At 73.1% G+C, this 24,687-nt stretch carries 19 protein-coding genes and 1 other RNA gene; 18 read left to right on the forward strand and 2 right to left on the reverse strand.

The window, feature by feature from the left end:
* The first annotated feature begins 4 nt into the window (after window positions 1-4).
* The 3 genes from CUT44_RS27230 (at window position 5) to CUT44_RS27240 (ending at window position 3,823) form a co-directional block, all read left to right on the forward strand.
* Window positions 5-1,315, forward strand: coding sequence for a serine/threonine-protein kinase (locus CUT44_RS27230; RefSeq protein WP_100204634.1), 1,311 nt, complete (start codon window positions 5-7; stop codon window positions 1,313-1,315).
* Window positions 1,316-1,482: 167 nt separating this feature from the next.
* Entirely contained in the window at window positions 1,483-2,601 is a 1,119-nt protein-coding gene (gene prfB, locus CUT44_RS27235) for a peptide chain release factor 2 (protein ID WP_100204635.1), read from the forward strand.
* Window positions 2,602-2,953: 352 nt separating this feature from the next.
* Window positions 2,954-3,823 (forward strand): hypothetical protein, encoded by an 870-nt coding sequence (locus CUT44_RS27240; RefSeq protein WP_100204636.1) that lies wholly within the window; start codon window positions 2,954-2,956, stop codon window positions 3,821-3,823.
* A gap of 147 nt (window positions 3,824-3,970) precedes the next feature.
* On the opposite strand, the gene CUT44_RS27245 is transcribed toward CUT44_RS27240, so the two are convergent.
* Complete coding sequence (locus tag CUT44_RS27245; protein WP_100204637.1) at window positions 3,971-4,174, reverse strand: hypothetical protein; 204 nt, start codon at window positions 4,172-4,174, stop codon at window positions 3,971-3,973.
* A gap of 274 nt (window positions 4,175-4,448) precedes the next feature.
* Between CUT44_RS27245 and ftsE the strand changes: the two genes are divergently transcribed.
* The 5 genes from ftsE to ssrA all read left to right on the forward strand — a co-directional run bounded on the left by ftsE (window position 4,449) and on the right by ssrA (window position 8,538).
* Window positions 4,449-5,138, forward strand: coding sequence for a cell division ATP-binding protein FtsE (gene ftsE / locus CUT44_RS27250; protein ID WP_100204638.1), 690 nt, complete (start codon window positions 4,449-4,451; stop codon window positions 5,136-5,138).
* 9 nt (window positions 5,139-5,147) lie between these two features.
* Window positions 5,148-6,065, forward strand: coding sequence for a permease-like cell division protein FtsX (gene ftsX, locus CUT44_RS27255; RefSeq protein ID WP_100204639.1), 918 nt, complete (start codon window positions 5,148-5,150; stop codon window positions 6,063-6,065).
* 140 nt (window positions 6,066-6,205) lie between these two features.
* Entirely contained in the window at window positions 6,206-7,420 is a 1,215-nt protein-coding gene (locus tag CUT44_RS27260; protein ID WP_233221704.1) for a S41 family peptidase, read from the forward strand.
* Window positions 7,421-7,438: 18 nt separating this feature from the next.
* Window positions 7,439-7,918 (forward strand): SsrA-binding protein SmpB, encoded by a 480-nt coding sequence (gene smpB, locus CUT44_RS27265; RefSeq protein WP_100204641.1) that lies wholly within the window; start codon window positions 7,439-7,441, stop codon window positions 7,916-7,918.
* A 248-nt stretch (window positions 7,919-8,166) separates the two neighbouring features.
* Window positions 8,167-8,538: a transfer-messenger RNA gene (gene ssrA, locus CUT44_RS27270) on the forward strand.
* A 95-nt stretch (window positions 8,539-8,633) separates the two neighbouring features.
* On the opposite strand, the gene CUT44_RS27275 is transcribed toward ssrA, so the two are convergent.
* Entirely contained in the window at window positions 8,634-10,013 is a 1,380-nt protein-coding gene (locus tag CUT44_RS27275) for an MFS transporter (RefSeq protein WP_100204642.1), read from the reverse strand.
* 113 nt (window positions 10,014-10,126) lie between these two features.
* Here CUT44_RS27275 and CUT44_RS27280 point away from each other — a divergent pair, with 113 nt between their 5' ends.
* The 10 genes from CUT44_RS27280 to CUT44_RS27325 all read left to right on the forward strand — a co-directional run bounded on the left by CUT44_RS27280 (window position 10,127) and on the right by CUT44_RS27325 (window position 24,511).
* Window positions 10,127-11,089 carry a LysR family transcriptional regulator gene (locus CUT44_RS27280; protein WP_100204643.1) on the forward strand — a complete coding sequence of 321 codons (963 nt, stop codon included), beginning with the start codon at window positions 10,127-10,129 and terminating at the stop codon, window positions 11,087-11,089.
* A 379-nt stretch (window positions 11,090-11,468) separates the two neighbouring features.
* Window positions 11,469-12,068, forward strand: coding sequence for a hypothetical protein (locus CUT44_RS27285; protein WP_100204644.1), 600 nt, complete (start codon window positions 11,469-11,471; stop codon window positions 12,066-12,068).
* Window positions 12,065-14,308, forward strand: coding sequence for a bifunctional polysaccharide deacetylase/glycosyltransferase family 2 protein (locus CUT44_RS27290; protein ID WP_100204645.1), 2,244 nt, complete (start codon window positions 12,065-12,067; stop codon window positions 14,306-14,308). The genes CUT44_RS27285 and CUT44_RS27290 overlap by 4 nt, the downstream gene beginning before the upstream one ends.
* Complete coding sequence (locus CUT44_RS27295) at window positions 14,305-15,669, forward strand: acyltransferase family protein (protein WP_100204646.1); 1,365 nt, start codon at window positions 14,305-14,307, stop codon at window positions 15,667-15,669. The genes CUT44_RS27290 and CUT44_RS27295 overlap by 4 nt, the downstream gene beginning before the upstream one ends.
* 103 nt (window positions 15,670-15,772) lie before the next feature.
* Window positions 15,773-17,185 carry a nitrate/nitrite transporter gene (locus CUT44_RS27300; protein WP_100204647.1) on the forward strand — a complete coding sequence of 471 codons (1,413 nt, stop codon included), beginning with the start codon at window positions 15,773-15,775 and terminating at the stop codon, window positions 17,183-17,185.
* Between the two features lie 144 nt (window positions 17,186-17,329).
* Window positions 17,330-18,532, forward strand: coding sequence for a uroporphyrinogen-III synthase (locus CUT44_RS27305; RefSeq protein ID WP_100204648.1), 1,203 nt, complete (start codon window positions 17,330-17,332; stop codon window positions 18,530-18,532).
* 91 nt (window positions 18,533-18,623) lie between these two features.
* The gene (locus tag CUT44_RS27310; protein ID WP_100204649.1) at window positions 18,624-19,184 is read left to right on the forward strand and encodes a sigma-70 family RNA polymerase sigma factor; all 561 of its coding nucleotides are present in this window, start codon (window positions 18,624-18,626) and stop codon (window positions 19,182-19,184) included.
* Window positions 19,185-19,189: 5 nt separating this feature from the next.
* Window positions 19,190-19,972, forward strand: coding sequence for a zf-HC2 domain-containing protein (locus CUT44_RS27315; protein ID WP_100205217.1), 783 nt, complete (start codon window positions 19,190-19,192; stop codon window positions 19,970-19,972).
* A 227-nt stretch (window positions 19,973-20,199) separates the two neighbouring features.
* The gene (locus CUT44_RS27320; protein ID WP_100205218.1) at window positions 20,200-22,608 is read left to right on the forward strand and encodes a HelD family protein; all 2,409 of its coding nucleotides are present in this window, start codon (window positions 20,200-20,202) and stop codon (window positions 22,606-22,608) included.
* A gap of 466 nt (window positions 22,609-23,074) precedes the next feature.
* Window positions 23,075-24,511, forward strand: coding sequence for an NAD-dependent malic enzyme (locus tag CUT44_RS27325; RefSeq protein WP_100204650.1), 1,437 nt, complete (start codon window positions 23,075-23,077; stop codon window positions 24,509-24,511).
* The last annotated feature ends 176 nt before the right edge of the window (window positions 24,512-24,687 follow it).

Consider the following 24,687-nt stretch of genomic DNA (forward strand, 5'->3'; position numbering starts at 1 on the left):
CGCCATGTCACGGAAGATCGGCAGTCGGTACACCGCCCACCAGATCCTGGGCCGCGGAAGCGCCGGCACGGTGTGGCTGGGCGAGGGCCCCCAGGGCCCCGTCGCCCTCAAACTGCTGCGCGAGGACCTCGCCTCGGACCAGGAGCTGGTGGGCCGCTTCGTCCAGGAGCGCACCGCGCTGCTCAGCCTCGACCACCCGCGCATCGTCGGGGTGCACGACCTGGTGGTCGACGGCAACGACCTCGCCCTCGTCATGGACCTGGTGCGCGGCACGGATCTGCGCACCAGGCTGGAGCGCGAGCGCCGCCTCGCGCCCGAGTTCGCGGTCGCCGTCACCGCCGACGTGGCCGACGCGCTGGCCGCCGCGCACGCCGCCGGGATCGTGCACCGCGACGTCAAGCCCGAGAACGTCCTGCTCGACGTGCACGCGCCGGCCGGGCCCGGCGGCGCGCCGCCCGCGCTGCTCACCGACTTCGGCGTCGCCAAGCTGATCGACGCGCCCAGCCGCGGCGGCGGCAGCCGGGTGGTCGGCACCCCCGACTACGTCGCCCCCGAGATCGTCGAGGGGCTGCCGCCGCGCGCCGCCGTCGACGTCTACGCGCTGGCCACGGTCCTGTACGAACTGCTCGCGGGTTTCACCCCGTTCGGCGGCGGTCACCCCGGCGCGGTGCTGCGCCGGCACGTCACCGAGCGCGTCGCCCCGCTGCCCGGCATCCCGGACGAGCTGTGGCAGCTCGTCCACCAGTGCCTGGCCAAGGCCCCCGCCTCCCGGCTGCGCGCCTCCGAGATGGCCGCCCGGCTGCGGGAACTGCTGCCCGCGCTGGCGGGCCAGCCGCCGCTGGAGATCGACGAGCCGGAACCGGATCCGGAGTTCCACGGGGAGCACGGCGGCCACGGGGAGACCCGCGGCGAGCGGGCCGGATACGCCGGGCAGGCCGGATACGCCGACTACACCGGGTCCGGGGACGCGCCGTACGACACCGCCGGGCGGGGCGCCGTCCCGCTCGTGCCCGGAGCCGTGCCCGACTCCAACCGCGACACCCACACCAGCATGCGTGTCCCCGGCGCGGACGAGCTCGCCGGCGGTGCCCACGGCACCGCCCGTACGCCCCGCGCACCGGGAAGTCCGCGAGCCGGGTCCGCGCGTCACCGGGCGGCCGAGCGCCGCCGGCGCATCAGGCTGGGCGCCACGGCGACGGCCGTCGCCGCCGTGCTCGGCGTCGGCGGCTGGCTGGCACTGGCCGGCGGCGACGGGAGCGACGGCGGTCCGCGCGTCCCGGTGCCCGCCGGGAGCGACCGGCCGGAGAGCCCCTGAGCGGTCCCCAGGTCTGCACCGGGTCCGCACCGGGGCCGCTCGGGGCCCGTACCGGCCCGCTGAGCAGCGGTTCCGCCGCGCCGGAGGCCGACGGCCCGGTTACCGGCGGGTCAGTCCGGGGCCGACGCCGCGGAACCAACCGGTCGGCCAGCCGTTAGTCTGGAGGCGTGGCAGTCGTCGACGTATCCGAAACACTGAAGTCCCTCTCCTCGACCATGGAGTCGATCGAGGCCGTCCTGGACCTCGACAGGATGAGGGCCGAGATCGCCTCCCTGGAGGAGCAGGCGGCGGCCCCCTCCCTGTGGGACGACCCCGAGAACGCCCAGGGGGTCACCAGCCGGCTCTCCCTCCTCCAGGGCCAGGTCCGCAAGGTGGAGGAGCTGCACGGCCGGATCGACGACCTCGGGATCCTCTTCGAGCTGGCCGAGAGCGAGAGCGACGCCGACGCCCGCACCGAGGCCGAGGAGGAGCTGAGGGCCGTCCGCAAGATGGTGGACGAGCTGGAGGTCCGTACTCTCCTCTCCGGCGAGTACGACCCCCGGGAGGCCATGGTCAGCGTCCGGGCCGAGGCCGGCGGGGTGGACGCCGCCGACTTCGCCGAACAGCTGATGCGCATGTACCTGCGCTGGGCCGAGCGCAAGGGCTACCCGACCGAGGTCCTCGACATCTCCTACGCCGAGGAGGCGGGCATCAAGTCCGCCACCTTCTCCGTCAAGGCCCCGTACGCCTACGGCACCCTCTCCGTCGAGCAGGGCACCCACCGCATGGTCCGCATCTCGCCCTACGACAACCAGGGCCGCCGCCAGACCTCCTTCGCGGGCGTCGAGGTGATGCCGGTCGTGGAGCAGACCGACCACATCGACATCCCCGAGAACGAGATCCGGATCGACGTCTTCCGTTCCTCCGGCCCCGGCGGCCAGTCGGTCAACACCACCGACTCCGCGGTCCGGATGACGCACCTTCCGACCGGCATCGTCGTCTCCTGCCAGAACGAGAAGTCCCAGATCCAGAACCGTGCCGCCGCCATGCGCGTCCTCCAGGCCCGCCTCCTGGCGCACCGCCGGGCGGAGGAGCAGGCCAAGATGGACGCCCTCAAGAGCGACGGCGGCAACTCCTGGGGCAACCAGATGCGCTCGTACGTCCTCCAGCCGTACCAGATGGTCAAGGACCTGCGCACCGAGCACGAGGTCGGCAATCCCCAGGGTGTTCTCGACGGCGACATCGACGGCTTCCTGGAGGCGGGCATCCGCTGGCGCAAGCAGCAGGAGCAGAGCGAAGACGACTGACGACTGACGACGGCCCGGCAGACGACCGGCAGACAGGAGGGCGGCCCGCACATACCGTGCGGGCCGCCCCCTTGTGTGTCGGTTGTGTCACAACCCTTCGAACGGTTGCCCCAACTACCCCTCCACACTGGACATTTCGCTTTGGTCCGGCTTGACGCCGGTGTGACGCCTGGGAAAGCATTCGGGCTGGCATGCGCGTGTATCGGGGCGCGTGGACACGGGGGCGGGGCAGAGCCTGAACGGTCCGGCCGGTGACCACCGGCCGAGGGCTCTTCGCACATCACCCCGGCGCGCACAGAGCTCCGCACGGCTGCCCCACTGACAATGAACAGCTACTGGGGGTAGTTGGCATATGACCAATTCCAAGACGCGACTGCGTGTCGCGCGGATCGCCGCGGGTGCGGTGTTCCTCGCGGGCGCGTCGCTGACCGCCGTCGGCACGGCTCAGGCGCTGGACTTCAGCGCAGACGTGCAGGTCGGTGCGCAGAATGACGACGAGGACCCCCCGGGCGGTGACGAGCCCCCGGGTGGCGGCCTCGATGAGGGCCAGACCGGTGAGACCACGAACGGTGGGACCACCAATGGTGAGACCACGAACGGTGGGACCACCAATGGTGAGACCACGAACGGTGAGACCACGAACGGTGAGACCACGAACGGTGAGACCACGAACGGTGGGACCACCAATGGTGAGACCACGAACGGTGGGACCACCAATGGTGAGACCACGAACGGTGGGACCACCAATGGTGAGACCACGAACGGTGAGACCACCAATGGTGGGACCACCAATGGTGAGACCACGAACGGTGAGACCACGAACGGTGAGACCACGAACGGTGAGACCACGAACGGTGAGACCACGAACGGTGGGACCGCCAATGGTGGGACCACCAACGGTGGGACCACCAACGGTGGAAGCACCGGAAGCACCGGCGGTGAGCAGCCCGCCACCACCGGCGGCACCGGCGGGACCGGTGGCGGCGACGGCGGCGCGCAGACCTGCGTACTGGACGAGTCCACCGTGAACTGCGGTGACAACACCGACACCGACGCGGTCGGCACCAAGCCGATCAGCCAGGAGAAGCCCAAGGAGGAGCTGGCCGAGACCGGCGCCGCCGAGACGACCTTCCTGCTGGTCGGCGCGGCCACCATGATCGCGGGTGGTATCGGCTTCCGGCTGATGCCGCGCCTGGCCGGCGGACGCCGCCCCGCCGCCTGAGCGGCACAGGACGGACGACCGTATGCCGTATGACGGCACACGGATGAGGGCCCGGGACGCTCAGGCGTCCCGGGCCCTCAGGCGTACCGCGTGTACTCGGCGGGGTGGGTGGTGGGTGAAATCGGTGGTGGGGCCCCGGTACGGGGCCTACACCGCTGCCTGGCGCGCCAGCAGGGCCACCGCGACCAGGGCCAGCAGCAGGGCGGTCAGCGCCGCGGGGGACAGCGAGCCCAGCACCGAGAACGGGCCGTTCTCCTGGTGCAGCCGCTGCCGGTGCGCACGGCACACGTTGCAGCGGCCCTCGCTCACCGGTCCTGCGCAGTTGGCGCACACCAGTCGGTCGCACGTCATGCGAAGTCCTCCTTATGTAGCGCCAACGCCGACGAGAGGGGTTCTGTTCCCGGAACCCTGCCTCCACTGTGCCAGGCCCGCGCCCCGGGCGCAGAAAGTCGTGGTCAGTGCCGGTTTTGTGCCGGGTTCGCGCCTGATGCGCCCGTGACCGGGACCACCAACACCGGACGCGGACTGCGGAAGGCACACCGATTCGCGTAGTGTCCCCCACACCGACGGGGAAACCACTCCGCGGCTTCCGCTGCCCCTACCCAGGTCGACGTGGTGTAAATCCGTGATCCGATTCGACAACGTCTCGAAGTTCTACCCCAAGCAGAGCCGCCCCGCCCTCCGCGATGTCTCGCTGGAGATCGAGCGCGGCGAGTTCGTCTTCCTGGTGGGCTCCTCCGGCTCCGGCAAGTCCACCTTCCTGCGGCTGATCCTGCGCGAGGAGCGCACCAGTCACGGCCAGGTGCACGTCCTCGGCAAGGACCTCGCCCGGCTGTCCAACTGGAAGGTGCCGCACATGCGCCGCCAGATCGGCACCGTCTTCCAGGACTTCCGGCTGCTGCCCAACAAGACGGTCGGTGAGAACGTCGCCTTCGCCCTGGAGGTGATCGGCCGCTCCCGCGGCGACATCCGCAAGTCCGTCCCCCAGGTGCTCGACCTGGTCGGGCTGACGGGCAAGGAGGACCGGATGCCCGGCGAGCTCTCCGGTGGTGAGCAGCAGCGGGTGGCCATCGCGCGCGCGTTCGTCAACAAGCCGAAACTGCTGATCGCCGACGAGCCGACGGGCAACCTCGACCCGCAGACCTCCGTCGGCATCATGAAGCTGCTGGACCGGATCAACCGCACCGGGGCCACGGTGCTCATGGCCACCCACGACCAGCAGATCGTCGACCAGATGCGCAAGCGCGTGATCGAACTAGAAAAGGGCCGTCTCGTGCGCGACCAGTCGCGCGGTGTCTACGGCTACCAGCACTGAAAGGACGCCATGCGCGCCCAGTTCGTACTGTCGGAGATCGGCGTCGGTCTCCGCCGCAACCTCACGATGACCTTCGCGGTGATCGTCTCCGTCGCCCTGTCGCTGGCCCTGCTCGGCGGTGCGATGCTCGCTCGCCAGCAGGTCAGCAGCATGAAGGGGTTCTGGTACGACAAGGTCCAGGTGTCGATCTACCTCTGCAACAAGAACGACGCCGAGACCGACCCCAGCTGCGCCAAGGGAGCGGTCACCGCACAGCAGAAGCGCCAGATCAAGTCGGACCTCGAGGACCTCGCCATCGTCGACACGGTCTTCCACGAGTCCGCCCAGGAGGCGTACAAGCACTACCAGGAGCAGTTCAAGGACTCCCCGCTGGCCGACTCGCTGACCCCGGACCAGATGCAGGAGTCCTACCGGGTCAAGCTGAAGGACCCCACCAAGTTCGAGGTCATCAACACCGCCTTCTCCGGCCGGGACGGCGTCCAGGAGGTCCAGGACCAGCGGAACCTCCTGGAGAACCTCTTCCGGATGCTCAACGGCATGAACTGGGCGGCCCTCGGGCTCATGGGGCTGATGCTGGTCGTCGCCCTGCTGCTGATCGTCAACACCGTCCGGGTGGCGGCGTTCAGCCGGCGCCGGGAGACCGGGATCATGCGGCTGGTGGGCGCGTCCAGTTTCTACATCCAGATGCCGTTCATCGCGGAGGCCGCGTTCGCCGGTCTGCTGGGCGCGGGCGGGGCCGCGGTGCTGCTGGTGGTGGGCCGCTACTTCCTGATCGACAACGGTCTGTCGCTGGCCCAGGAGATGCCGCTGATCAACTTCATCGGCTGGGACGCCCTGTTCAAGGTGCTTCCGCTGATCTTCGTGGTCGGTGTGCTGATGCCCGCCCTCGCCGCCTTCTTCACTCTCCGTAAGTACCTGAAGGTGTGAGCCGAGCGCTGCCGGAGGGGGCCCCTACGTGGTCGGCGGGTGCCGGCGGGTGCCGGCGGGTGCCGGCGTGTGACGAAGGACGCGTCACCCGTCCGGGCAACCTCCGGTGTGGCGCCCGCTGTTGCCATAGACTCCGCAGCATGTCGCGTCCGTCGATGCCCGCCCCGCGTGACTTCGTCCGGACCGTCGGCAGATCCGCGGACGGCGGGCACCGGCCGCACCGCGTCCGCCGCGGTGCCGGGCTGACCCTGCTCTTCGTGGCCGTGCTGACGGCCGGTGCCGTCACCGAGTCCTGGGTGTCCGTCACCGAGAGCGACGCCGCCCCGGTGAGCCCCCGGCCGTCCCGGGTGCAGGAGGGGCGGCCCGCCGCGCAGGGCGGGCAGCACGGGGAGGACGGACACGACGCCGAGGAGCTCGTCAGCCGCAGCGGGGACCGCTGGGCGGCCGCGTACTCCGCCGACGAGTACGCGGGGCTGCGCCGGTCCCTGGACGGCGAGTACGTCGGGGTGGGTGTCTCGGTGCGCCGGATCGCCGCCGGACGGATCCGTATCGACCGCGTCCGGCCCGGCGGCCCGGCCGACCGGGCGGGGGTCCGGGCGGGTGACCGGCTGGTCGCCGTGGACGGCACCGAGGTCGGCGGCCTGCCGGTCACCGAGGTCGTCACCCTGCTGCGCGGCGGCCTGCCCGGGGAGGAGCCCCCGCCCGGCAGCCGGATCCGCCTCGGCCTCGAGCGCGACGGCCGCGGCTGGCAGGAGGAGCTGGAGCGGGCCGAGCTGGACATCGAGACCGTCACCGTCTCCACCGTCGGTCCCAAGGTCACCCGTATCAGGATCGACTCGTTCACCAAGGGCTCCGGCGCCCAGGTGCGCCGCACGGCCGGCCGTCTTCCGCCGGACGAGGGCGTCCTGCTCGATCTGCGCGGCAACTCCGGCGGGCTGGTCGCCGAGGCGGCCGAGGCCGCCTCCGCCTTCCTCGACGGCGGACTGGTCGCCACCTACGGCGAGGACGGGACCGAGCACGCGCTGCACGCCGAGTCCGGCGGGAACACCGGATCCCCCCTGGTGGTGCTGGTCGACGGCGGCACGATGAGCGCCGCGGAGCTGCTGGCCGGCGCCCTCCAGGACCGCGGCCGGGCGGTCGTGGTCGGCACCCGCACCTTCGGCAAGGGCACGGTGCAGGTGCCCCGGGAGCAGCCGGACGGCTCGGTTGCCGAGGTGACCGTCGGCCACTACACCACCCCCGGCGGCCGCACCGTCGGCGAGGAGGGGCTGGTGCCGGACCTGGAGGTGGCACCGGGGCAGAACCCGCTGGCGGAGGCGCGCACGGTATTGAGTGGCCTCGAACCCCGTTCGTAGTGGGAGAATGAGCCCGCTATGGCTAAAGAGACGGGTCGCAAACTCATCGCGCAGAACAAGAAGGCGAGGCACGACTACCTCATCCTCGACACCTACGAGTGCGGGCTGGTGCTGACGGGCACCGAGGTGAAGTCGCTGCGGCAGGGGCGGGCGTCGCTGGTGGACGGCTTCGGGCAGCTCGACGGCGGCGAGGCGTGGCTGCACAACGTGCACATCCCCGAGTACAGCCAGGGGACGTGGACAAACCACAGCGCGCGGCGCAAGCGGAAGCTGCTGATGCACCGGGCGGAGATCGACAAGCTGATCGGCAAGCTCCAGGAGAGCGGGCTGACACTGGTCCCGCTCCAGCTGTACTTCAAGGACGGCAAGGCCAAGGTCGAGATGGCGCTGGCGAAGGGCAAGAAGGAGTACGACAAGCGGCAGACGCTGCGGGAGAAGCAGGACCGCCGCGAGGCGGAACGCGCGGTGTCCGCGGCCCGCCGCCGACAGCGGGCCTGAGGCCCGGCCGTCCGGGCCCGGCACCGTCTCCGTCCGCGGGGGCGGCGCCCGGACCCCCGGCGCGGGAACCACGGCGGGCGGGGAACAGACCGGCGGCCGATCCCGTTGGACAGGGTGTACGGCGAACGGCCCGGGTGCCGTGGCGTGGCCCCGCCAAGGGGGAATACGCTGGAAGCGACCGGCGTTGATCCCGTACGATGGCATCAGCGCCGTCCGGTCCCGGCCGGGCGAGCTTGTCAACTCAACATGGGGATGATCGGTTTCGACAGCGGCTGTTGAAGCAGGGGAAGCGAGCCGAGGAACGCGGCAATGATCTCGTTAACCATCTGCCGCAAAAAAATAATCGCCAACACCAAGCGCGATTCCTTCGCCCTCGCTGCCTGAGCAGCGACTTGCGAAGTGTCAGCCCAGGGATGTTCCCGCCCTGGATCCTGGCATCAGCTAGGGAACTACACCGTTAGCCCCGGTCACGGGGGTTCGCGGAACATCAAACAGTGACTGGGCCCGTCGGCGGCTTGTCCGCGTGACCGCCGGGGCCGAGAAAATCACAGCGGACTGCGCTCGGAGAAGCCCTGGTTCTGCACCGTTGGACGCGGGTTCGATTCCCGCCATCTCCACTCGCCCCATGTGGGCCGAAGGCCCCGCCGTCCTCGTGACGGCGGGGCCTTCGGCGTGCCCGGAGCCCGGAGCCTGCCCGGCTCCACCACCACTGCCGTCACCGCCGCCGTGCCCGGTACGCGCCCAGGGCGGCGGTGACGGTCGCGAGCGCGGCGGCGGCCGGGGGCACCGTGTACCCCCACGGGCCGCCCAGGTGCTCCGCCGTCCAGCCGCCCGCCGCCGAGCCGGCGGCGATACCGCCCAGCAGTACGGTGACGATCAGTGTCATGCCCTCGTTCAGCCGGACGACCGGGGTCAGCCGCTGGACCAGGGTCATGCCGGTGACCATCGCCGGGGCCGTGGCCATCCCGGCGACCAGCAGCGCGGGAGCCAGCAGGAACAGACCGCCGCCGCCCGCCGCGGTGAGCAGCGGCAGTGCCATCAGGACCGTCATCGCGCCCGCGCACACCACCAGGCGGCGCCGTACCGCGGCCGTCCCCGCCGCGAGGCGGAGGGTGCCGAAGACCAGCCCGGCCGCGCCCGAGCCCACCGCCTGGAGGGCCAGGACGGCGCCGGCCGCGGACCGGTGGCCCAGCTCGTCCGCGTACGCCACCGTCACCACCTCCAGCGACCCGAAGACCGCGCCGGTGGCGAGGAAGACCGCCAGCAGCGGCGACAGGCCCGCCACCAGCGGCGGGGCGGCCGTACGGGAGTGCCCGCCGCGGGGCGCCACGGGCGGTTCGGTACGGCGCTGGGCCGCGAACAGCAGCGTGCCGGCCAGCAGCAGGACGGCACCGGTGAGGGTGCCCGCCTCGGGGAAGAGCGCGGCGCACAGGAGGCCGGCCAGCACCGGCCCGAGTACGAAGCACAACTCGTCGAGGGCCTGCTCGAAGGAGTTGGCGGTGTGCCGGGCCGCCTCGCCGTTCCGGCGCCCGTCCGGGTCCTCGCCCGGGTCCTCGCCCGGGTCCTCGTCCGGGCCCTCGCCGTCCGGACCGCCGCCGAGCAGATGTGCCCAGCGCGCCCTGGCCATGCCTCCGGTGTTGGGGGTGGTGGCGGTGGCGGCGTAGGCGGCGAACAGCGTCCAGTCGGGTGCGCCGTACCGCACGCACAGCAGCAGCGCCAGTGAGCCGGCCACGGCCAGGAGCACGGCGGGTACGGCGATCCGGGCCTGGCCGTGGCGGTCCACCAGCCGGGCCGTCAGCGGCGCCACGACGGCGGTCGCGGCCAGTCCGGTGGCGGTGACGGCCCCGGCCAGGGCGTACGAGCCCCGGCGGTCGGCGATCATGATGATCGCGCTGATGCTCAGCATCCCCATCGGCAGCCGGGCGAGCAGCCCGGCCAGGGTGAAGGCGGCCGCACCGGGAACGGCGAGCAGCCGGGCGTACGGCGTGAGGAAGCGCGCGGGGGAGCCGGGCGAGCCGGGCGAGCCGGGCGAGCGCTTGCCGGCCCGCGGTTCCGGGCGGGGCGCGGGCGGGTGTTCCGGAGCGGAGTGCGGCATGCACCCACCGTCGCGGGGCGGCCCGCACCGTGTCCAACACCAGGTCGGCGCCCTTTCACGCATATCCGTTGTCAGTCGTTGCCCTCGGTTGCCCTCGGTTGCCACGATGGGGCGTGCCCCGAGACACCGATCCCCGGCTGCTGCGCGCCTTCGTCGCGGTCGCCGACGAGCTGCACTTCACCCGGGCCGCGGCGCGGCTGTTCACCGCCCAGCAGGCGCTGAGCCGGGACATCCGGCGGCTGGAGGAGCGGCTGGGCGCCGTGCTGTTCGTCCGGACCACCCGGCGGGTGGCGCTGACCGCCGAGGGCGAGCGGCTGCTGCCGTACGCCCGGCGGGTGCTGGCGGCGCACGAGGAACTGGCGGCCGCGGCGGCGCGCGACGACCGCCCGCTGCTCGTCGACATCGGGGTCTGGATCAGCACCGGTGGACAGGTGCTGGACGAGGCCCGGCGCCTGGCGCCCGGGACGGAGTTCGTCGCCCGCTTCCACAGCGGTCTGACCGGGGCCGCCGGGCAGCTCGCCGCCGGACGGCTCGACGTCTCCTTCGGCCGGGTCGCCGGACTGCCCCCGGAGGTCCTGGCCGGGCTCGGCCACCGGCTGGTGCGCCTGGAACGCGTGGCCGTGCTGCTGCCCGGCGACCACCGGCTGGCCCGGTTGCCGGCGGTGCCGCTGGACGCGCTGGCGGGGGAGACGCTGTACGCCGGGGCGGGCAACGAGGAGACCACCGAGTGGACCGACTACGCCCGCCGGCTCTTCGCCGGCCGCGGCATCGGGCTCGCCGCGCCCTTCCCGAAGATCGAGGGGGAGGCGGAGTTCACCCGGGTGGTCCGCGGCCGGGGCTGGTCGGTGCTGGCCAGCGAGGTCTTCATCGGGGTGCCGGGCATGGTGCTGCGTCCGCTCACCGATCCCGTACCGCTGTCGCCGGTGTCGGTGGTCTGGCGGCGCGGGCTGCGTCATCCGGGGCTGGACGCGCTGCTGACCGCCGCGCGGCGGCTGGGGGAGGAGAACCACTGGTCACAGCGGCCCCGGGGGGCCTGGCTGCCGGAGGCGGACGAGCAGGTGATCCGTGCTCATTAGCACATGCGGATACCCGAGGGCTCCGGGAACGGGGAATCAGAACGGACAGAGGTGAACATGTCCAGTAATGTGGCTTTTCTCTCTGTCTATCATCTGAACAGCGTCTCTTGTGTGCGGAACCATGAGATACATTTCCCCACCGGACGCCGTGCAAGAGGGGGCGCTCGGGCCGTGTGGGACGGCCCGGCGATACGTGTCCGGTCCATTCGCCTGGCGCACCTCGCTCGAACGGCCGAGTGGCAAGGGACGCGCACGACCAGTGGACAGCGAGCAGGGCAATCGGTCCGGCCCCGGAGGGTTGGACCCCGGCAGAAGACTCCCCGGCAGAGGACTTTCCGGTGAGCAGCCCTCCGGCGGAGCGGCGGACGGACCGGTCTTCGTGGACGTCAGCGGCAGGCGCGGACGACTGTTCCGGCGCCTGGGCTGGGCGCTCGGCATGGTGTGCGCCTGCTGTGCGGTGGTGCTGGGGGTGAGCCTGGCGGGCGGGAGTTCCGCCGCGCCCTGGCTGCTCATACCCGGTCCCGAGGACGAGACGGCGGACACCGTCCGGGTCGAGCCCGGCCCGACCGCCGGGGCGCCGGACGCCGTCGGCTCGCAGCTTCCGTCGGGCCCCGGTCCGGCCGCCCCCGCGGTGCCGGGCGGCGTGGCCGCTCCGTCCGCCCCGCCTGCCGCGGAACCGGCCGGTGCCGTGTCCTCCGAGCGGCCGTCCGGAGCACCGGCCGGCTCGCCCGCGCCGGGCCCGAGCGGCGGCGGCCCCGGGAGCACCCTCCCGCCCGGGCCGCCGGCCGGCGGTGGTGACGGGGACGGTGACGGTGACGGCGGCGACGGTGGGACCGAGACCGGTGACCAGGGCCCCACCGACGAGCCCGGCGGGCCGTCCGCCTCGCCCGCGCCCAGTGCGAGCGGTGACGGTGAGGGCGGCGAGGGCGGGGCCGAGGGCGGCGACGGCCTCCCGGAACGGTCCGGAGGCGCGTCGTGAGCCGTGCCGGGACGCGCTCCGGGGGCGGCCCGGCCGCCGCCCACCGCCGGCGCCGCGGCCGCCGGCTCCCCCTGCGCTACCTGCTGCCCCTGCTGCTGCTGGCGGCCCTGTCGGCCATGCTGCTGCTGCGCGGCTATGTGCACAGCGAGTTCCTCGCCGACCACCGGGTGCGCCCGCCGACCTCCTACGGCGAGGTGCCGAAGGACATCCGCGCGGGCGGTCCCGTCGTCGACGTCCGGGGCGCGAAGCCGACCAGCTACCGCGTGCCGGACCGCACCCTGGTGCTGACCTTCGACGACGGGCCGGACCCGGAGTGGACGCCGAAGGTCCTCGACAAGCTGGCCGAGCACGACGCACACGCCGTCTTCTTCGTCACCGGCACCATGGCCGCCCGCCATCCCGGGCTGGTCCGGCGGATGGTGGCGGAGGGCCATGAGGTCGGCCTGCACACCTTCAACCACCCCGACCTGTCCTACCAGGGCGTCTCCGGCACCGACTGGCAGCTCTCCCAGAACCAGCTCGCCCTCGTCGGCGCGGCCGGGGTGCGCACCTCGCTGTTCCGGCCGCCGTACTCCTCGCACGCGCACGCCCTGGACGACGCCACCTGGCCGGTCACCCGGTACGTCGGCGAACGCGGCTACCTCACCGTCTTCAACGATCTGGACACCAAGGACTGGGAGCGCCCCGGGGCGGCCGAGATCGTCCGCCGAGCCGTCCCCGACGAGCCGGGCGCGGGCGCGATCGTGCTGCTGCACGACTCGGGCGGCGACCGCTCGCAGACCGTGGCCGCCCTGGACCGGCTGCTGCCCGAGCTGGCGGAGCGGGGCTACGCGTTCACCAGTCTCACCGAGGCGCTGAAGGCGCCCAGCGCCCACACCCCGGTGACCGGGCTCCCGCTCTGGCAGGGCCGGGTGTTCGTCGCCGCGGTCGCCGTCTCGGAGAAGGTGACCTCCGTCCTGGTGACGGCGGTGGCCGTGACCGGTGTCCTGGTCATCGCCCGCTTCGGCCTGATGCTGCTGCTGTCGGCCACCCATGCCCGCCGGGTACGGCGGCGCGGTTTCGCCTGGGGCCGCGACCCGGTCACCCGGCCCGTCACCGTACTGGTCCCGGCGTACAACGAGGCCAAGTGCATCGCCAACACCGTGCGCTCCCTGGCCGCGAGCGACCACCCGGTCGAGGTGATCGTCGTCGACGACGGGTCGGCCGACGGCACCGCCGGCATCGTGGAGTCCCTGCGGCTGCCGGGCGTACGGGTGGTGCGGCAGCCCAACTCGGGCAAGCCGGCCGCCCTGAACAACGGCATCGCGCACGCCTCCCACGACCTCGTCGTGATGATGGACGGCGACACCGTCTTCGAGCCGTCCACCGTCCGCGAGCTGGTCCAGCCCTTCGCCGACCCGTCCGTCGGCGCGGTCGCCGGGAACGCCAAGGTCGGCAACCGCGACACCCTCATCGGGGCCTGGCAGCACATCGAGTACGTGATGGGCTTCAACCTCGACCGGCGGATGTACGACATGCTCCGCTGCATGCCCACCATCCCCGGCGCGGTGGGCGCCTTCCGCCGCGAGGCGCTGGAGCGCGTCGGCGGCATGAGCGAGGACACCCTCGCCGAGGACACCGACATCACCATGGCCATGCACCGCGACGGCTGGCGGGTGGTCTACGCCGAGAAGGCCCGCGCCTGGACCGAGGCGCCCGAGTCCGTCCGGCAGCTGTGGTCCCAGCGCTACCGCTGGAGCTACGGCACCATGCAGGCGATCTGGAAGCACCGCCGGGCCCTGGTCGAGCGGGGACCGTCGGGCCGCTTCGGCCGGGTCGGGCTGCCGCTGGTCTCGCTGTTCATGGTGCTGGCCCCGCTGCTGGCGCCGCTGATCGACGTGTTCCTGCTGTACGGGCTGGTCTTCGGGCCCACCAAGGAGACCGTGGCGGCCTGGCTGGGCGTCCTGGCGATCCAGGCGGTGTGCGCCGCGTACGCCTTCCGGCTGGACCGCGAGCCCATGACCCATCTGATCTCGCTGCCCCTGCAGCAGATCCTCTACCGGCAGCTGATGTACGTGGTGCTGCTCCAGTCCTGGATCACCGCGCTCACCGGCGGCCGGCTGCGCTGGCAGAAGCTGCGCCGCACCGGCGCGGTGGAGACCGCGCCCGCCGCCGCTCCGCCCCGCCGGCGGCGCGGGGACCCGGCCCCCGGGAGCGCCGGGGGCACCGGGCACGACACCGAGAAGAGCATCCTCAGATGACCAGCGCCACCGATCCGGCCGACACCCCCGCGGCGCCCGCCGCTCCAGCGCTCCCCGGCGGTCCGGGCGGTCCGGGCAGCCCCGGGGTGCCCGCCCCGCGGCGGCGCGCGGGCCGGCCCGGCCATCTGGCGGACGTGGCCGTCCAGGCGGAGTTCACCGGCCGGGACCGCTACCTCGACCTGCTGCGCACCCTCGCGCTCTTCCGGGTGGTGCTCTACCACACCTTCGCCTGGGGCTGGCTGACGCTGCTCTTCCCCTCGATGGGGGTGATGTTCGCGCTGGCCGGCGCCCTGATGGCGCGCTCCCTGGCCCGTCCCGCGGCGAAGGTGCTGCGCGGCCGGATCCGCCGGCTGCTGCTGCCGCTGTGGCTGTACGGCGTGGTGGTGCTCGGTGTGCTGTTCGCCCAGGGCTGGCGCCCGGCCCGGGACGGGGAGGCCGTCCTGTGGTGGCTGCGGATCGCCTGCTGGCTGGTGCCGGTGGGCACCCCGCCCTTCCCGGCCCGGATCGGCGAGGACGGCGGGCTGCTGGACGCCGGCTGGGCCGAACAGGCCGCCGGACCCCTGTGGTACCTGCGGGCCTACTTCTGGTTCGTGATGCTCTCGCCGCTCCTGCTGAAGGCGTTCCGGAAGGCGCCCTGGCCGACCCTGCTGGCCCCGCTGGCGCTGACCGCCGTCGTGGGCACGGGTGTGGTGGAGATCCCCGGGGCCACCGGTGACGCGGTGCGGGACTTCGCGGTCTACGGCTCCTGCTGGATCCTCGGCTTCGCCCACCACGACGGGCTGCTCTACCGGATCCCGAAGTACTTCGCGCCCTCCCTCGGGCCGCTCTTCATGGGCGCCGCCCTGTGGTGGACCTCCGACCACCTCGGCCCGCAGGGCTGGGACCTGGGCGGCGTACCGCTGGGCCAGGCCCTGTGGTCCTTCGGATACTGCGTGCTGCTGTTCCAGGTCAGCCCCGCCTGGCGGCGGCTGCCCGACCGGCTCCGGCGCCTCGACAAGCTGATCACGCTGGCCAACAACCGGGCGGTGTCGGTCTACCTGTGGCACGAGATCGCCCTGATCGCCACCGTGCCGCTGATCGACCTGCTGTGGAAGATCCCGGCCGTCTGGCAGTCGGCCACGCTCTCCGGGCTGCTGTCGGAGGCCTACCCGCCGCTGATGTTCCTGCTGGTCTGGCCGCTGCTGGCGCTGCTGGTGGCCGCCTCCGGCTGGGCCGAGGACCTCTCCGCCCGCCGCCGCCCCCGGCTGTGGCCCACCGGCCCGGACCGGCGCGGCCGGGCCGGCCGTACGGATCCCGCGCCGGGTGCCGGGCCGATCACCGGGCCGATCACCGGGCCGGGCGGTGGCTCACACACCGGCTGAGAGCCGGGTGAGAGCAAGGTTGCGCGAAGGTCATCTGACGGCACCGGGGCGAAACGCTCCGTCCCTAGCGTCGGAGACCGGCACCCGACACCGTGGAGGCACCATGACCGCCCCGAGCACCGCACGCGGCAGCACCCGAGACACGGGCCGCTGGATCGAGCACTGGGATCCGGAGGACGAGGGATTCTGGGAGAGCCGGGGCCGGCGTACCGCCCGGCGCAACCTGATCCTGTCGGTGATCTCCGAGCACATCGGCTTCTCCGTGTGGAGCATGTTCTCGGTGCTGGCGCTGTTCATGGGCCCCGAGTACGGCATCGACCCGGCCGGCAAGTTCTTCCTGGTGGCCGTCGCCTCGCTGGTCGGCGCCACCCTGCGCGTCCCCTACGGCTTCGCGGTCGCACGGTTCGGCGGCCGCAACTGGACGGTGATCAGCGCGGCGATGCTGCTGGTGCCCACCGTGGCCCTGCTGGCCGTGATGGAGCCGGGCACCTCGTACACCACCTTCATGCTGGTGGCGGTCCTCACCGGAGTGGGCGGCGCCAACTTCGCCTCCTCCATGACGAACATCAACAGCTTCTACCCGCTGCGCCTGAAGGGCTGGGCGCTGGGCATGAACGCGGGCGGCGGCAACATCGGCGTCGCGGTCGTCCAGCTCGTCGGCCTGCTGATCATCGCCGTCGCCGGAGCCGCGCAGCCCAGGCTGCTGCTCGCCGCCTACGTGCCGCTGATCGTCGTGGCCACCGTGCTCAGCGCGCGGTACATGGACAACCTCGGCCCGGTCCGCAACGACACCGGGGCCTTCCGGGAGTCCGTGCGGGACGGCCACACCTGGATCATGGCGTTCCTCTACATCGGCACCTTCGGCTCCTTCATCGGTTACAGCTTCGCCTTCGGCCTGGTGCTCCAGAACCAGTTCGACCGCACCCCCCTCCAGGCGGCGTCCCTGACGTTCATCGGTCCGCTGCTCGGCTCGCTGATCCGCCCGGTCGGCGGCCGGCTGGCCGACCGGCTCGGCGGTGCGAAGGTCACCCTGTGGAACTTCGCGGCCATGACGGGCGCGGTCGGCATCGTCGTCGCCGCCTCGGTGCGGGAGTCGCTGCCGCTGTTCATCGCCGGCTTCATCGTGCTGTTCGTGCTCACCGGTCTGGGCAACGGCTCCACCTTCAAGATGATCCCGGGCATCTTCCAGGCCAAGGCCCACGCCAGGGGCCTGCGGGGCGAGGCGGCGGCCGTCCACGCGCGGCGGCTGTCGGGCGCCTCCATGGCGCTGATCGGGGCGGTCGGGGGCTTCGGCGGAGTGGGCATCAACATGGCCCTGCGCCAGTCCTTCCTCTCCTCCGGCTCCGGCACCGGCGCCTTCGTGGTCTTCCTCGGCTACTACGTGGCCTGCGCGGCGGTCACCTGGTTCGTATACCTGCGGCGCACCGCTCCCGCCCCGGCCGCCGAATCCTCCCCGGGCGGCGGCCGTACGGCACCGGCGGAGCAGGAGGCCCGTCCCGCCTACGCGGAGGTGTGAGCACCCGGCCGGAAGGCCCGCAGGTAACACGCGTAACACCGGGGAAATCGTGGTGATCCGAGCCCGTCACGGAGACTTGACAGGCTCGGAACGCCCACAGGCCGTACGGTGCGGCCCGTACGAACGACTGCGGACGAGGACCCCATGCACCAGGTCGGACCACTGGAAGGCTTCACCGTCGGCGTCACCGCCGCCCGGCGCGCCGACGAACTCGGCGCACTGCTGGAGCGGCGCGGCGCGGCGGTGCTGCACGCCCCGGCGCTGCGCATCGTGCCGCTGGCCGACGACAGCGAACTGCTCGATGCCACCAGAGCGCTCGTGGACCACGCGCCCGACGTGGTGGTGGCCACCACCGCCATCGGCTTCCGCGGCTGGGTGGAGGCCGCCGACGGCTGGGGCCTGGGCGACGCGCTGCGCGGCATGCTGGGCGGGGTGGAACTGCTCGCCCGCGGCCCCAAGGTGCGCGGCGCGGTACGGGCCGCCGGGCTCACCGAGCGGTGGTCGCCCCCCTCGGAGTCCATGGCGGAGGTCCTGGAACACCTCCTGGCGGAGGGGGTCGACGGGCGCCGTATCGCCGTCCAGCTCCACGGGGAGCCGCTGCCCGGTTTCGTGGAGTCGCTGCGCGCCTCGGGCGCGGAGGTCGTCGGGGTGCCGGTCTACCGCTGGCTGCCGCCGGAGGACATCGCCCCGGTGGACCGGCTCATCGACGCCGTCCTGGCCCGCGCCGTGGACGCGGTCACCTTCACCAGCGCCCCCGCCGCGGCCTCGCTGCTGGACCGCGCCGAACGGCGCGGCCTGCGGGACGAGCTGCTGGCGGCGCTGCGGCACGACGTGCTGGTCGCCTGTGTGGGACCGGTCACCGCCCTGCCGCTGACCGCCCACGACGTGCCCCTGGTGCGGCCCGAGCGGTTCCGGCTGGGGCCGCTGGTCCAGTTGCTGTGCCGGGAGCTGCCCGGCCGGGCGACCGTCCTGCCCGTCGCCGGGCACCGGCTGGAGATCCGCGGCCAGGCGGTGGTCGTGGACGGTGAGCTGCGTCCCGTACCGCCGGCCGGGATGGCGCTGCTGCGGGCCCTGGCCCGGCGGCCCGGCTGGGTGGTCTCCCGCGCCGACCTGCTGCGGGTGCTGCCCGGCGCGGGACGCGACGAGCACGCCGTGGAGACGGCGATGGCGCGGCTGCGCTCGGCGCTGGGCCGGCCCCGGCTGATCCAGACGGTCGTCAAACGCGGCTACCGGCTCGCCTTCGACCCGGCGGGCCCCACCACCGGCAGCACCACCGGCAGCGACAGTACCGCCGGCAGCGACGGCAACCCGGTGCGCACTGTCGGACAACACCTCGGCGAAGGCTGAACACCCGGCTTACACCATCCGTATCCCCGGCCGACAGATCTTTCGCCAATCCCATAGAAGACCTGGGATTCACGTCGACGGGGAGGACGGTGTGCGCCAGGATGCCGCCGTGATTGACCGACCGCGACCGCATGTGCAGGAGGGGCCGGACGAGGAACTGATGCGGGTCCTGTACCGCGAGCACGCCGGCCCGCTGCTCGCGTACGTCCTCCGGCTGGTCGCCGGGGACCGGCACCGCGCCGAGGACGTCGTACAGGAGACGCTGCTGCGCGCCTGGCGCAACGCCGACCGGCTGGGCGGCACCGGCGGTTCGGTGCGTCCGTGGCTGGTCACCGTCGCGCGGCGCATCGTCATCGACGGCCACCGCGGACGGCAGGCCCGCCCGCAGGAGGTCGACGACGGACCGCTGGAGACGGTGGCGGCCGCCGACGAGATCGACCGCGCCCTGCGACTGATGACGATTTCCGACGCGCTCGGCGAGTTGTCCGAGGCGCACCGCAGCGTCATAGTCGAGACATACTTCAAGGGCCGCACCGTCAGCGAGGCCGCCGAGGTGCTGGGCGTGCCGAGCGGTACCGTCCGTTCCCGGGTCTTCTACGGGCTGCGGCAGTTGCGGCTCGCGTTGGAGGAGCGGGGGGTGACCATGCTGTGAACGCCATGAACAACGGCGCCGCGAACGAACACCTGGATGTCGGCGCGTATGCCCTGGGGGTGCTGGACCCGCAGGACGCCGCGCGCTTCGAGGCCCATCTGGCGACCTGCGCCCGGTGCTCCTACCAGCTCTCCGAACTGTCCCCCCTGCCCGGCCTGCTGTCCGAGGTCGCGCCGGGTCCGGCGGGCCCGCGGGCTCCCGTCGGACCGCCCGGCGGAGTGGTCGAGCCCGAGGTGGCGGCACCGCCCGGGCTGCTGAACCGGCTGCTGTCCCAGACCGCGGCCGTCCGCCGCCGGCAGCGCCGGATCCGCTGGGCGCTGGCCGCCTCGGTGGCCGTGATGCTCGCCGGCGGGCCGGCGGTGACGATGGCGGTCACCGGGCAGCAGGACCAGCGGCAGGAGCAGGCGCAGGGGCCGGGACAGGGTCAGCTGCCCGACGACCCCTCGTACGGCTCCGCCAAGGCGCTGTTCGAACGGGAGGCCGAGCGGGTGGTCGCCAAGGACCCGCGGACCGGGGCCGACGCCGAGGTCGCCATGTGGGACCGGGCCTGGGGCACCGAGGTGGCCCTGCGGCTGAAGGGCGTCTCCGGGCCGGAGAGCTGCGACCTGGTGGCGGTCTCCAGTGACGGCCGGAAGCAGACGGTCACCACCTGGTCCGTACCGGAGGAGGGCTACGGGGACGACCCGCTCTACACGGTCGGCGGGACCGGGCTCGACCACTCCGAGATCGACCGCTTCGAGATCCAGACCCTCGACGGGGACCACCTGGTGACGCTCCCGGCCCGCTGACCCGCGGGCGGGTTCCGCCACCCGGCGCGTTCCGATCCGGCAGGGGACGTGCGCGCCGGGCCCCGCCTCGCGTACGGTGGACGGCTGCCCTGAGTACACCAGAAGGGGGCCGTGCGTTGGGAGCGCAGGACACAGTGCGGCCGGCGCCGCGAGCCGCCGGCGACGGCGGCGGCCACCAGCGCCACGGCGGCCGGGACGACGGCCGGGAGAACAGCCGGGACGACGGCGTGCGGGAGCGGGAGATCCGCGCGGAGCAGCGGCATCTCGACGCGGTCTACCGGCGCCTGGCGGAGAAGATCCACGAGGCGGAGTTCCTCATGGCGGACGCCGCCAAGCGTGCCCAGGTGGGCACGCCGGGCGCGCTCGCCGAGCGGGACGCCCAGGTCTTCCGCGCCGGGGTGCACCTCAACCGGCTCAACAGCGAGTTCGAGGACTTCCTCTTCGGCCGGATCGACCTGCTGCCCGGCAAGGACGGTGAGCGCGGCCCGGACGGCGCGTACACCTCCGTCGAGCCCGCCGACGACGCCGTACGCACCGCCGTCCCCGACGGCACCGCCGGCCCCGGCGACCCGGGAACCGCCGTCGCGGACATCGCCGAGACCCTGCACATCGGGCGGCTCGGCGTACTGGACGCCGACTACACCCCGCTGGTCATCGACTGGCGCGCGCCGGCCGCCGCGCCCTTCTACCGGGCCACCCCGGTCGCACCGGGCCGGGTGGTGCGCCGCCGGGTGATCCGCAGCCGGGGCCGGCGGGTGCTGGGCGTGGAGGACGACCTGCTGCGCCCGGAACTGACCGCGTACCTGGACGGCGAGGAACTGGCCGTGGTCGGCGACGGCGCACTGATGGCGGCGCTGGGCCGGGCCCGCGGCCACGCCATGCGCGACATCGTCGCCTCCATCCAGGCCGAACAGGACGAGGTGATCCGGGCCCCCGCCGTCTCCGTCACCGAGGTCGAGGGCGGCCCCGGCACGGGCAAGACGGCCGTCGCGCTGCACCGTGCCGCGTACCTGCTCTACCAGGACCGGCGGCGGTACGCGGGCGGCATCCTGGTCGTCAGCCCCACTCCGCTGCTGGTGTCCTACACCGAGGGCGTCCTGCCCTCTCTGGGCGAGGAGGGCCAGGTCGCCGTCCGCGCGCTGGGCTCCCTGGTGGAGGGGGCCGAGGCCGACACCTACGACGAGCAGCCCGTCGCCCGGGTCAAGGGCTCCGCGCGCATGGTGCGGGTGCTGCGCCGGTCGGCGCGCGGTGTGCTGGAACTGGGCTCCCCCGAGGCGGGCGGCCCGCCGGAGCGGCTGCGGGTGGTGGCCTTCGGCGCGCGGATCGAGCTGGGTCCCGAGGAACTGCGCGACATCCGGGAACGGGCGCTGGGCGGCACCGCGCCCGTCAACCTGCTGCGCCCGCGCGCCCGGCGGCTGCTGCTGGACGCGCTGTGGGAGCACTCCGGGGCGCCGCGCCGGTACCCCGACCCCGAGCTGGCCGCCGAGGCCCGCCAGGGGTTCGACGAGGACGTCTCCACCGAGGCTGCCTTCACCGGCTTCCTCGACGCCTGGTGGCCCGAGCTGACCCCGCGCCGGGTGCTCGCCGCGATGCGGGACGAGAAGCGGCTCGGCCGCTGGTCGCGCCGGATCCTCCAGCCGCGCGAGGTGCGGCGGCTGGCGCGTTCGCTGGCCCGGCTGGACGACGGCGGCGCCGGCCCGCTGTCCGTCCACGACGTCGCGCTCCTGGACGAGCTGCGGGTCGTGCTCGGCGCCCCGGCCCGCCCCCGGGAGGCGGAGACCGCTGCCGACTCCTGGGGGCTGGACCAGCTCAGCGGTCTGGAGGAGCTGCGGACCCATGCCGAGCGCACCGCCGGCCGTGCGGCCCGGTCCGAACGCCCCGCGGAGGAGCGCACCGACTACGCGCACGTCATCGTGGACGAGGCACAGGACCTCACCCCGATGCAGTGGCGGATGGTCGGCCGCCGCGGCCGGCAGGCGACCTGGACGGTCGTCGGGGATCCGGCACAGAGCTCCTGGTCCGACCAGGAGGAGGCGGCCGCCGCCCGGGACGAGGCGCTGGGCGCCCGCCCGCGCCGCCGCTTCGAGCTGACGGTCAACTACCGCAACCCGGCCGAGATCGCCGAGCTGTCCGCCCGGGTGCTCGCCCTGGCCATGCCGGGGACGCGGCCGCCCACGGCGGTGCGCTCCACCGGTCTGGTGCCGCGTTTCGCGGTGCTGCCGGACGGCGGCGGGGAGGGCGGGACCGGCCGCGGCACGGGCCGTGCCACCGCCCGTGCCGCCGCCCGTACCGCCGCACGTGACCTGGGCGGGGCGGTACGCGCGGAGGCCGAGCGGCTGCTGGCCGAGGTGGAGGGCACGGTCGGCGTGGTGGTGGCGATGGGCCGCCGCGAGCAGGCCCGCGCCTGGCTGGCCGGGCTGGGCGACCGGGTGGTGGCGCTGGGCAGTCTGGAGGCCAAGGGGCTGGAGTACGACGCCACGCTCGTGGTCTCGCCCGCGGAGATCGCGGACGAGTCCCCGGCCGGGCTGCGGGTGCTGTACGTGGCCCTGACCCGGGCCACCCAGCGGCTGACGGTGCTGTCGGGGGCGAAGGACCTGCCGGACGCGGAGGGCGTCCCGGACCTGCTGCGGGAGTGAGCGCCGGGACCGGGCGGGCCGTACGGGCGGGCGGCGGTCGGCTCCCCGGGACGCTCCCGGGGATGCGGGGGACGCGGATTTCCCGGTCTTCCCCTTCCGGGAATCCGGAGCCGCCGATCGTTTGTTAGCCTGGCTGTGGCACCGGCCCGATCCAAGCCCCCGGGCCCAACCTCAGTCGCTTCGAGCGACCACTTGCCGCGAGGCGAGCATGGCGGGTCGGTGTCACCACAGCGTGTTGGAGGGCGGGGTCCGTACCGGCGGTACGGACCCCGCCCTCCGCTGTTTCCGCGTTTCCCCGTCTCCGCGTTTCCGCGCCCGGGCGGTCCGTCGGCCGAGGGGCGGATTCCGCTCCGGGGACCGGTTACCGTCTACCCGTCGGTAAGTGCGACGATCGGGTGACAATGGGGCGGCGCGGCCCCGGGACCGCGCCGCCGCACCGGAAAAGCAGAATCAGGGGAAAACCGCCATGGCAACGGCGCCAAGCGTCTCGAACTCGATGACCATCCGCCTGGAGGTGCCCGCCGGCGGATCGGCGGTGAGCCAGCTCACCACGGCCGTGGAATCCTCCGGTGGTTCGGTCATCGGCCTGGACGTCACCGCCTCCGGCCACGAACGGCTGCGCATCGACGTCACGATCGCGGCCTCCTCCGTCGCCCACGGGGAGGAGATCGTCGCCAAGCTGCGGGACATCGAGGGCATCGCCATCGGCAAGGTCTCCGACCGTACGTTCCTGATGCACCTCGGCGGCAAGATCGAGATGGCGTCGAAGCACCCCATTCGCAACCGTGACGACCTGTCCATGATCTACACGCCCGGCGTGGCCCGGGTCTGCACCCAGATCGCGGCCAATCCCGAGGACGCCCGCCGGCTGACCATCAAGCGCAACTCCGTCGCCGTCGTCACCGACGGCTCGGCGGTACTGGGCCTGGGCAACATCGGGCCGAAGGCCGCGCTGCCGGTCATGGAGGGCAAGGCGGCCCTGTTCAAGCGCTTCGCGGGCATCGACGCCTGGCCGCTGTGCCTGGACACCCAGGACACCGACGCCATCGTCGAAATCGTCAAGGCCGTCGCCCCCGGCTTCGCGGGCATCAACCTGGAGGACATCTCCGCCCCCCGCTGCTTCGAGATCGAGGCGCGGCTGCGCGAGGCCCTGGACATCCCCGTCTTCCACGACGACCAGCACGGCACCGCCATCGTCGTGCTGGCCGCCCTGACCAACGCGCTGCGCGTGGTCGGCAAGGACATCGGGGACGTGCGGGTGGTGATGTCCGGTGCGGGCGCGGCCGGCACCGCCATCCTCAAACTGCTGCTGGCCGCCGGGGTCAAGCACGCGGTGGTCGCCGACATCCACGGAGTGGTGCACTCCGGGCGCGCCGACCTGGTGGACGCCGACCCCGACTCGCCGCTGTGCTGGATCGCCCACCACACCAACCCGGAGGGCCTGACCGGCACCCTGAAGCAGGCGGTCGTCGGCGCCGACGTCTTCGTCGGCGTCTCCGCCCCGGACGTGCTCGGCGCCGAGGACGTGGCCGCGATGGCCGACGGCGCCATCGTCTTCGCGCTCGCCAACCCGGAGCCGGAGGTGGACCCGGCGATCGCCCGCCGGACCGCGGCGGTCGTGGCCACCGGCCGCTCCGACTTCCCCAACCAGATCAACAACGTGCTGGTCTTCCCCGGTGTGTTCCGCGGCCTGCTCGACGCCCAGGCGCGTACGGTCAACGAGGGCATGATGCTGGCCGCGGCGCGGGCGCTCGCCGATGTGGTGCTGGAGGACGAGCTCAACGCGAACTACGTCATTCCCAGCGTCTTCAACGACAAGGTCGCGGGCGCGGTCGCCGGAGCCGTACGGGACGCGGCCCGGGCCGAGGGCGAGGTTGTGACGACCGCCACGGCAACCCCGTAGCGCCTCTCCGGCGCGTCGGGGACATGGCACCCGGATGGCCCCTTAGTGTTGCGGAAACCGCACCAGGAGTGACTACGGAGCGTGATATCGGCGCGTCACAGGCGCTCTTCGTGCGACCTCACAGGGTGCCGGATTGGCTTTCCGGCCGCGGGTGGGGGCAGGATGCTTTCCCGAGG

The organism is Streptomyces carminius (assembly GCF_002794255.1).
Taxonomy (GTDB): domain Bacteria; phylum Actinomycetota; class Actinomycetes; order Streptomycetales; family Streptomycetaceae; genus Streptomyces; species Streptomyces carminius.

Bases quoted from the DNA above. Each gene is read 5' to 3' on its own strand.
- CUT44_RS27230 (WP_100204634.1), top strand. From the start codon at position 5: ATGTCACGGAAGATCGGCAGTCGGTACACCGCCCACCAGATCCTGGGC.
- CUT44_RS27240 (WP_100204636.1), top strand. From the start codon at position 2,954: ATGACCAATTCCAAGACGCGACTGCGTGTCGCGCGGATCGCCGCGGGT.
- CUT44_RS27245 (WP_100204637.1), bottom strand. From the start codon at position 4,174: ATGACGTGCGACCGACTGGTGTGCGCCAACTGCGCAGGACCGGTGAGC.
- ftsX (WP_100204639.1), top strand. From the start codon at position 5,148: ATGCGCGCCCAGTTCGTACTGTCGGAGATCGGCGTCGGTCTCCGCCGC.
- CUT44_RS27260 (WP_233221704.1), top strand. From the start codon at position 6,206: ATGTCGCGTCCGTCGATGCCCGCCCCGCGTGACTTCGTCCGGACCGTC.
- smpB (WP_100204641.1), top strand. From the start codon at position 7,439: ATGGCTAAAGAGACGGGTCGCAAACTCATCGCGCAGAACAAGAAGGCG.
- CUT44_RS27275 (WP_100204642.1), bottom strand. From the start codon at position 10,013: ATGCCGCACTCCGCTCCGGAACACCCGCCCGCGCCCCGCCCGGAACCG.
- CUT44_RS27295 (WP_100204646.1), top strand. From the start codon at position 14,305: ATGACCAGCGCCACCGATCCGGCCGACACCCCCGCGGCGCCCGCCGCT.
- CUT44_RS27300 (WP_100204647.1), top strand. From the start codon at position 15,773: ATGACCGCCCCGAGCACCGCACGCGGCAGCACCCGAGACACGGGCCGC.
- CUT44_RS27305 (WP_100204648.1), top strand. From the start codon at position 17,330: ATGCACCAGGTCGGACCACTGGAAGGCTTCACCGTCGGCGTCACCGCC.
- CUT44_RS27315 (WP_100205217.1), top strand. From the start codon at position 19,190: ATGAACAACGGCGCCGCGAACGAACACCTGGATGTCGGCGCGTATGCC.
- CUT44_RS27325 (WP_100204650.1), top strand. From the start codon at position 23,075: ATGGCAACGGCGCCAAGCGTCTCGAACTCGATGACCATCCGCCTGGAG.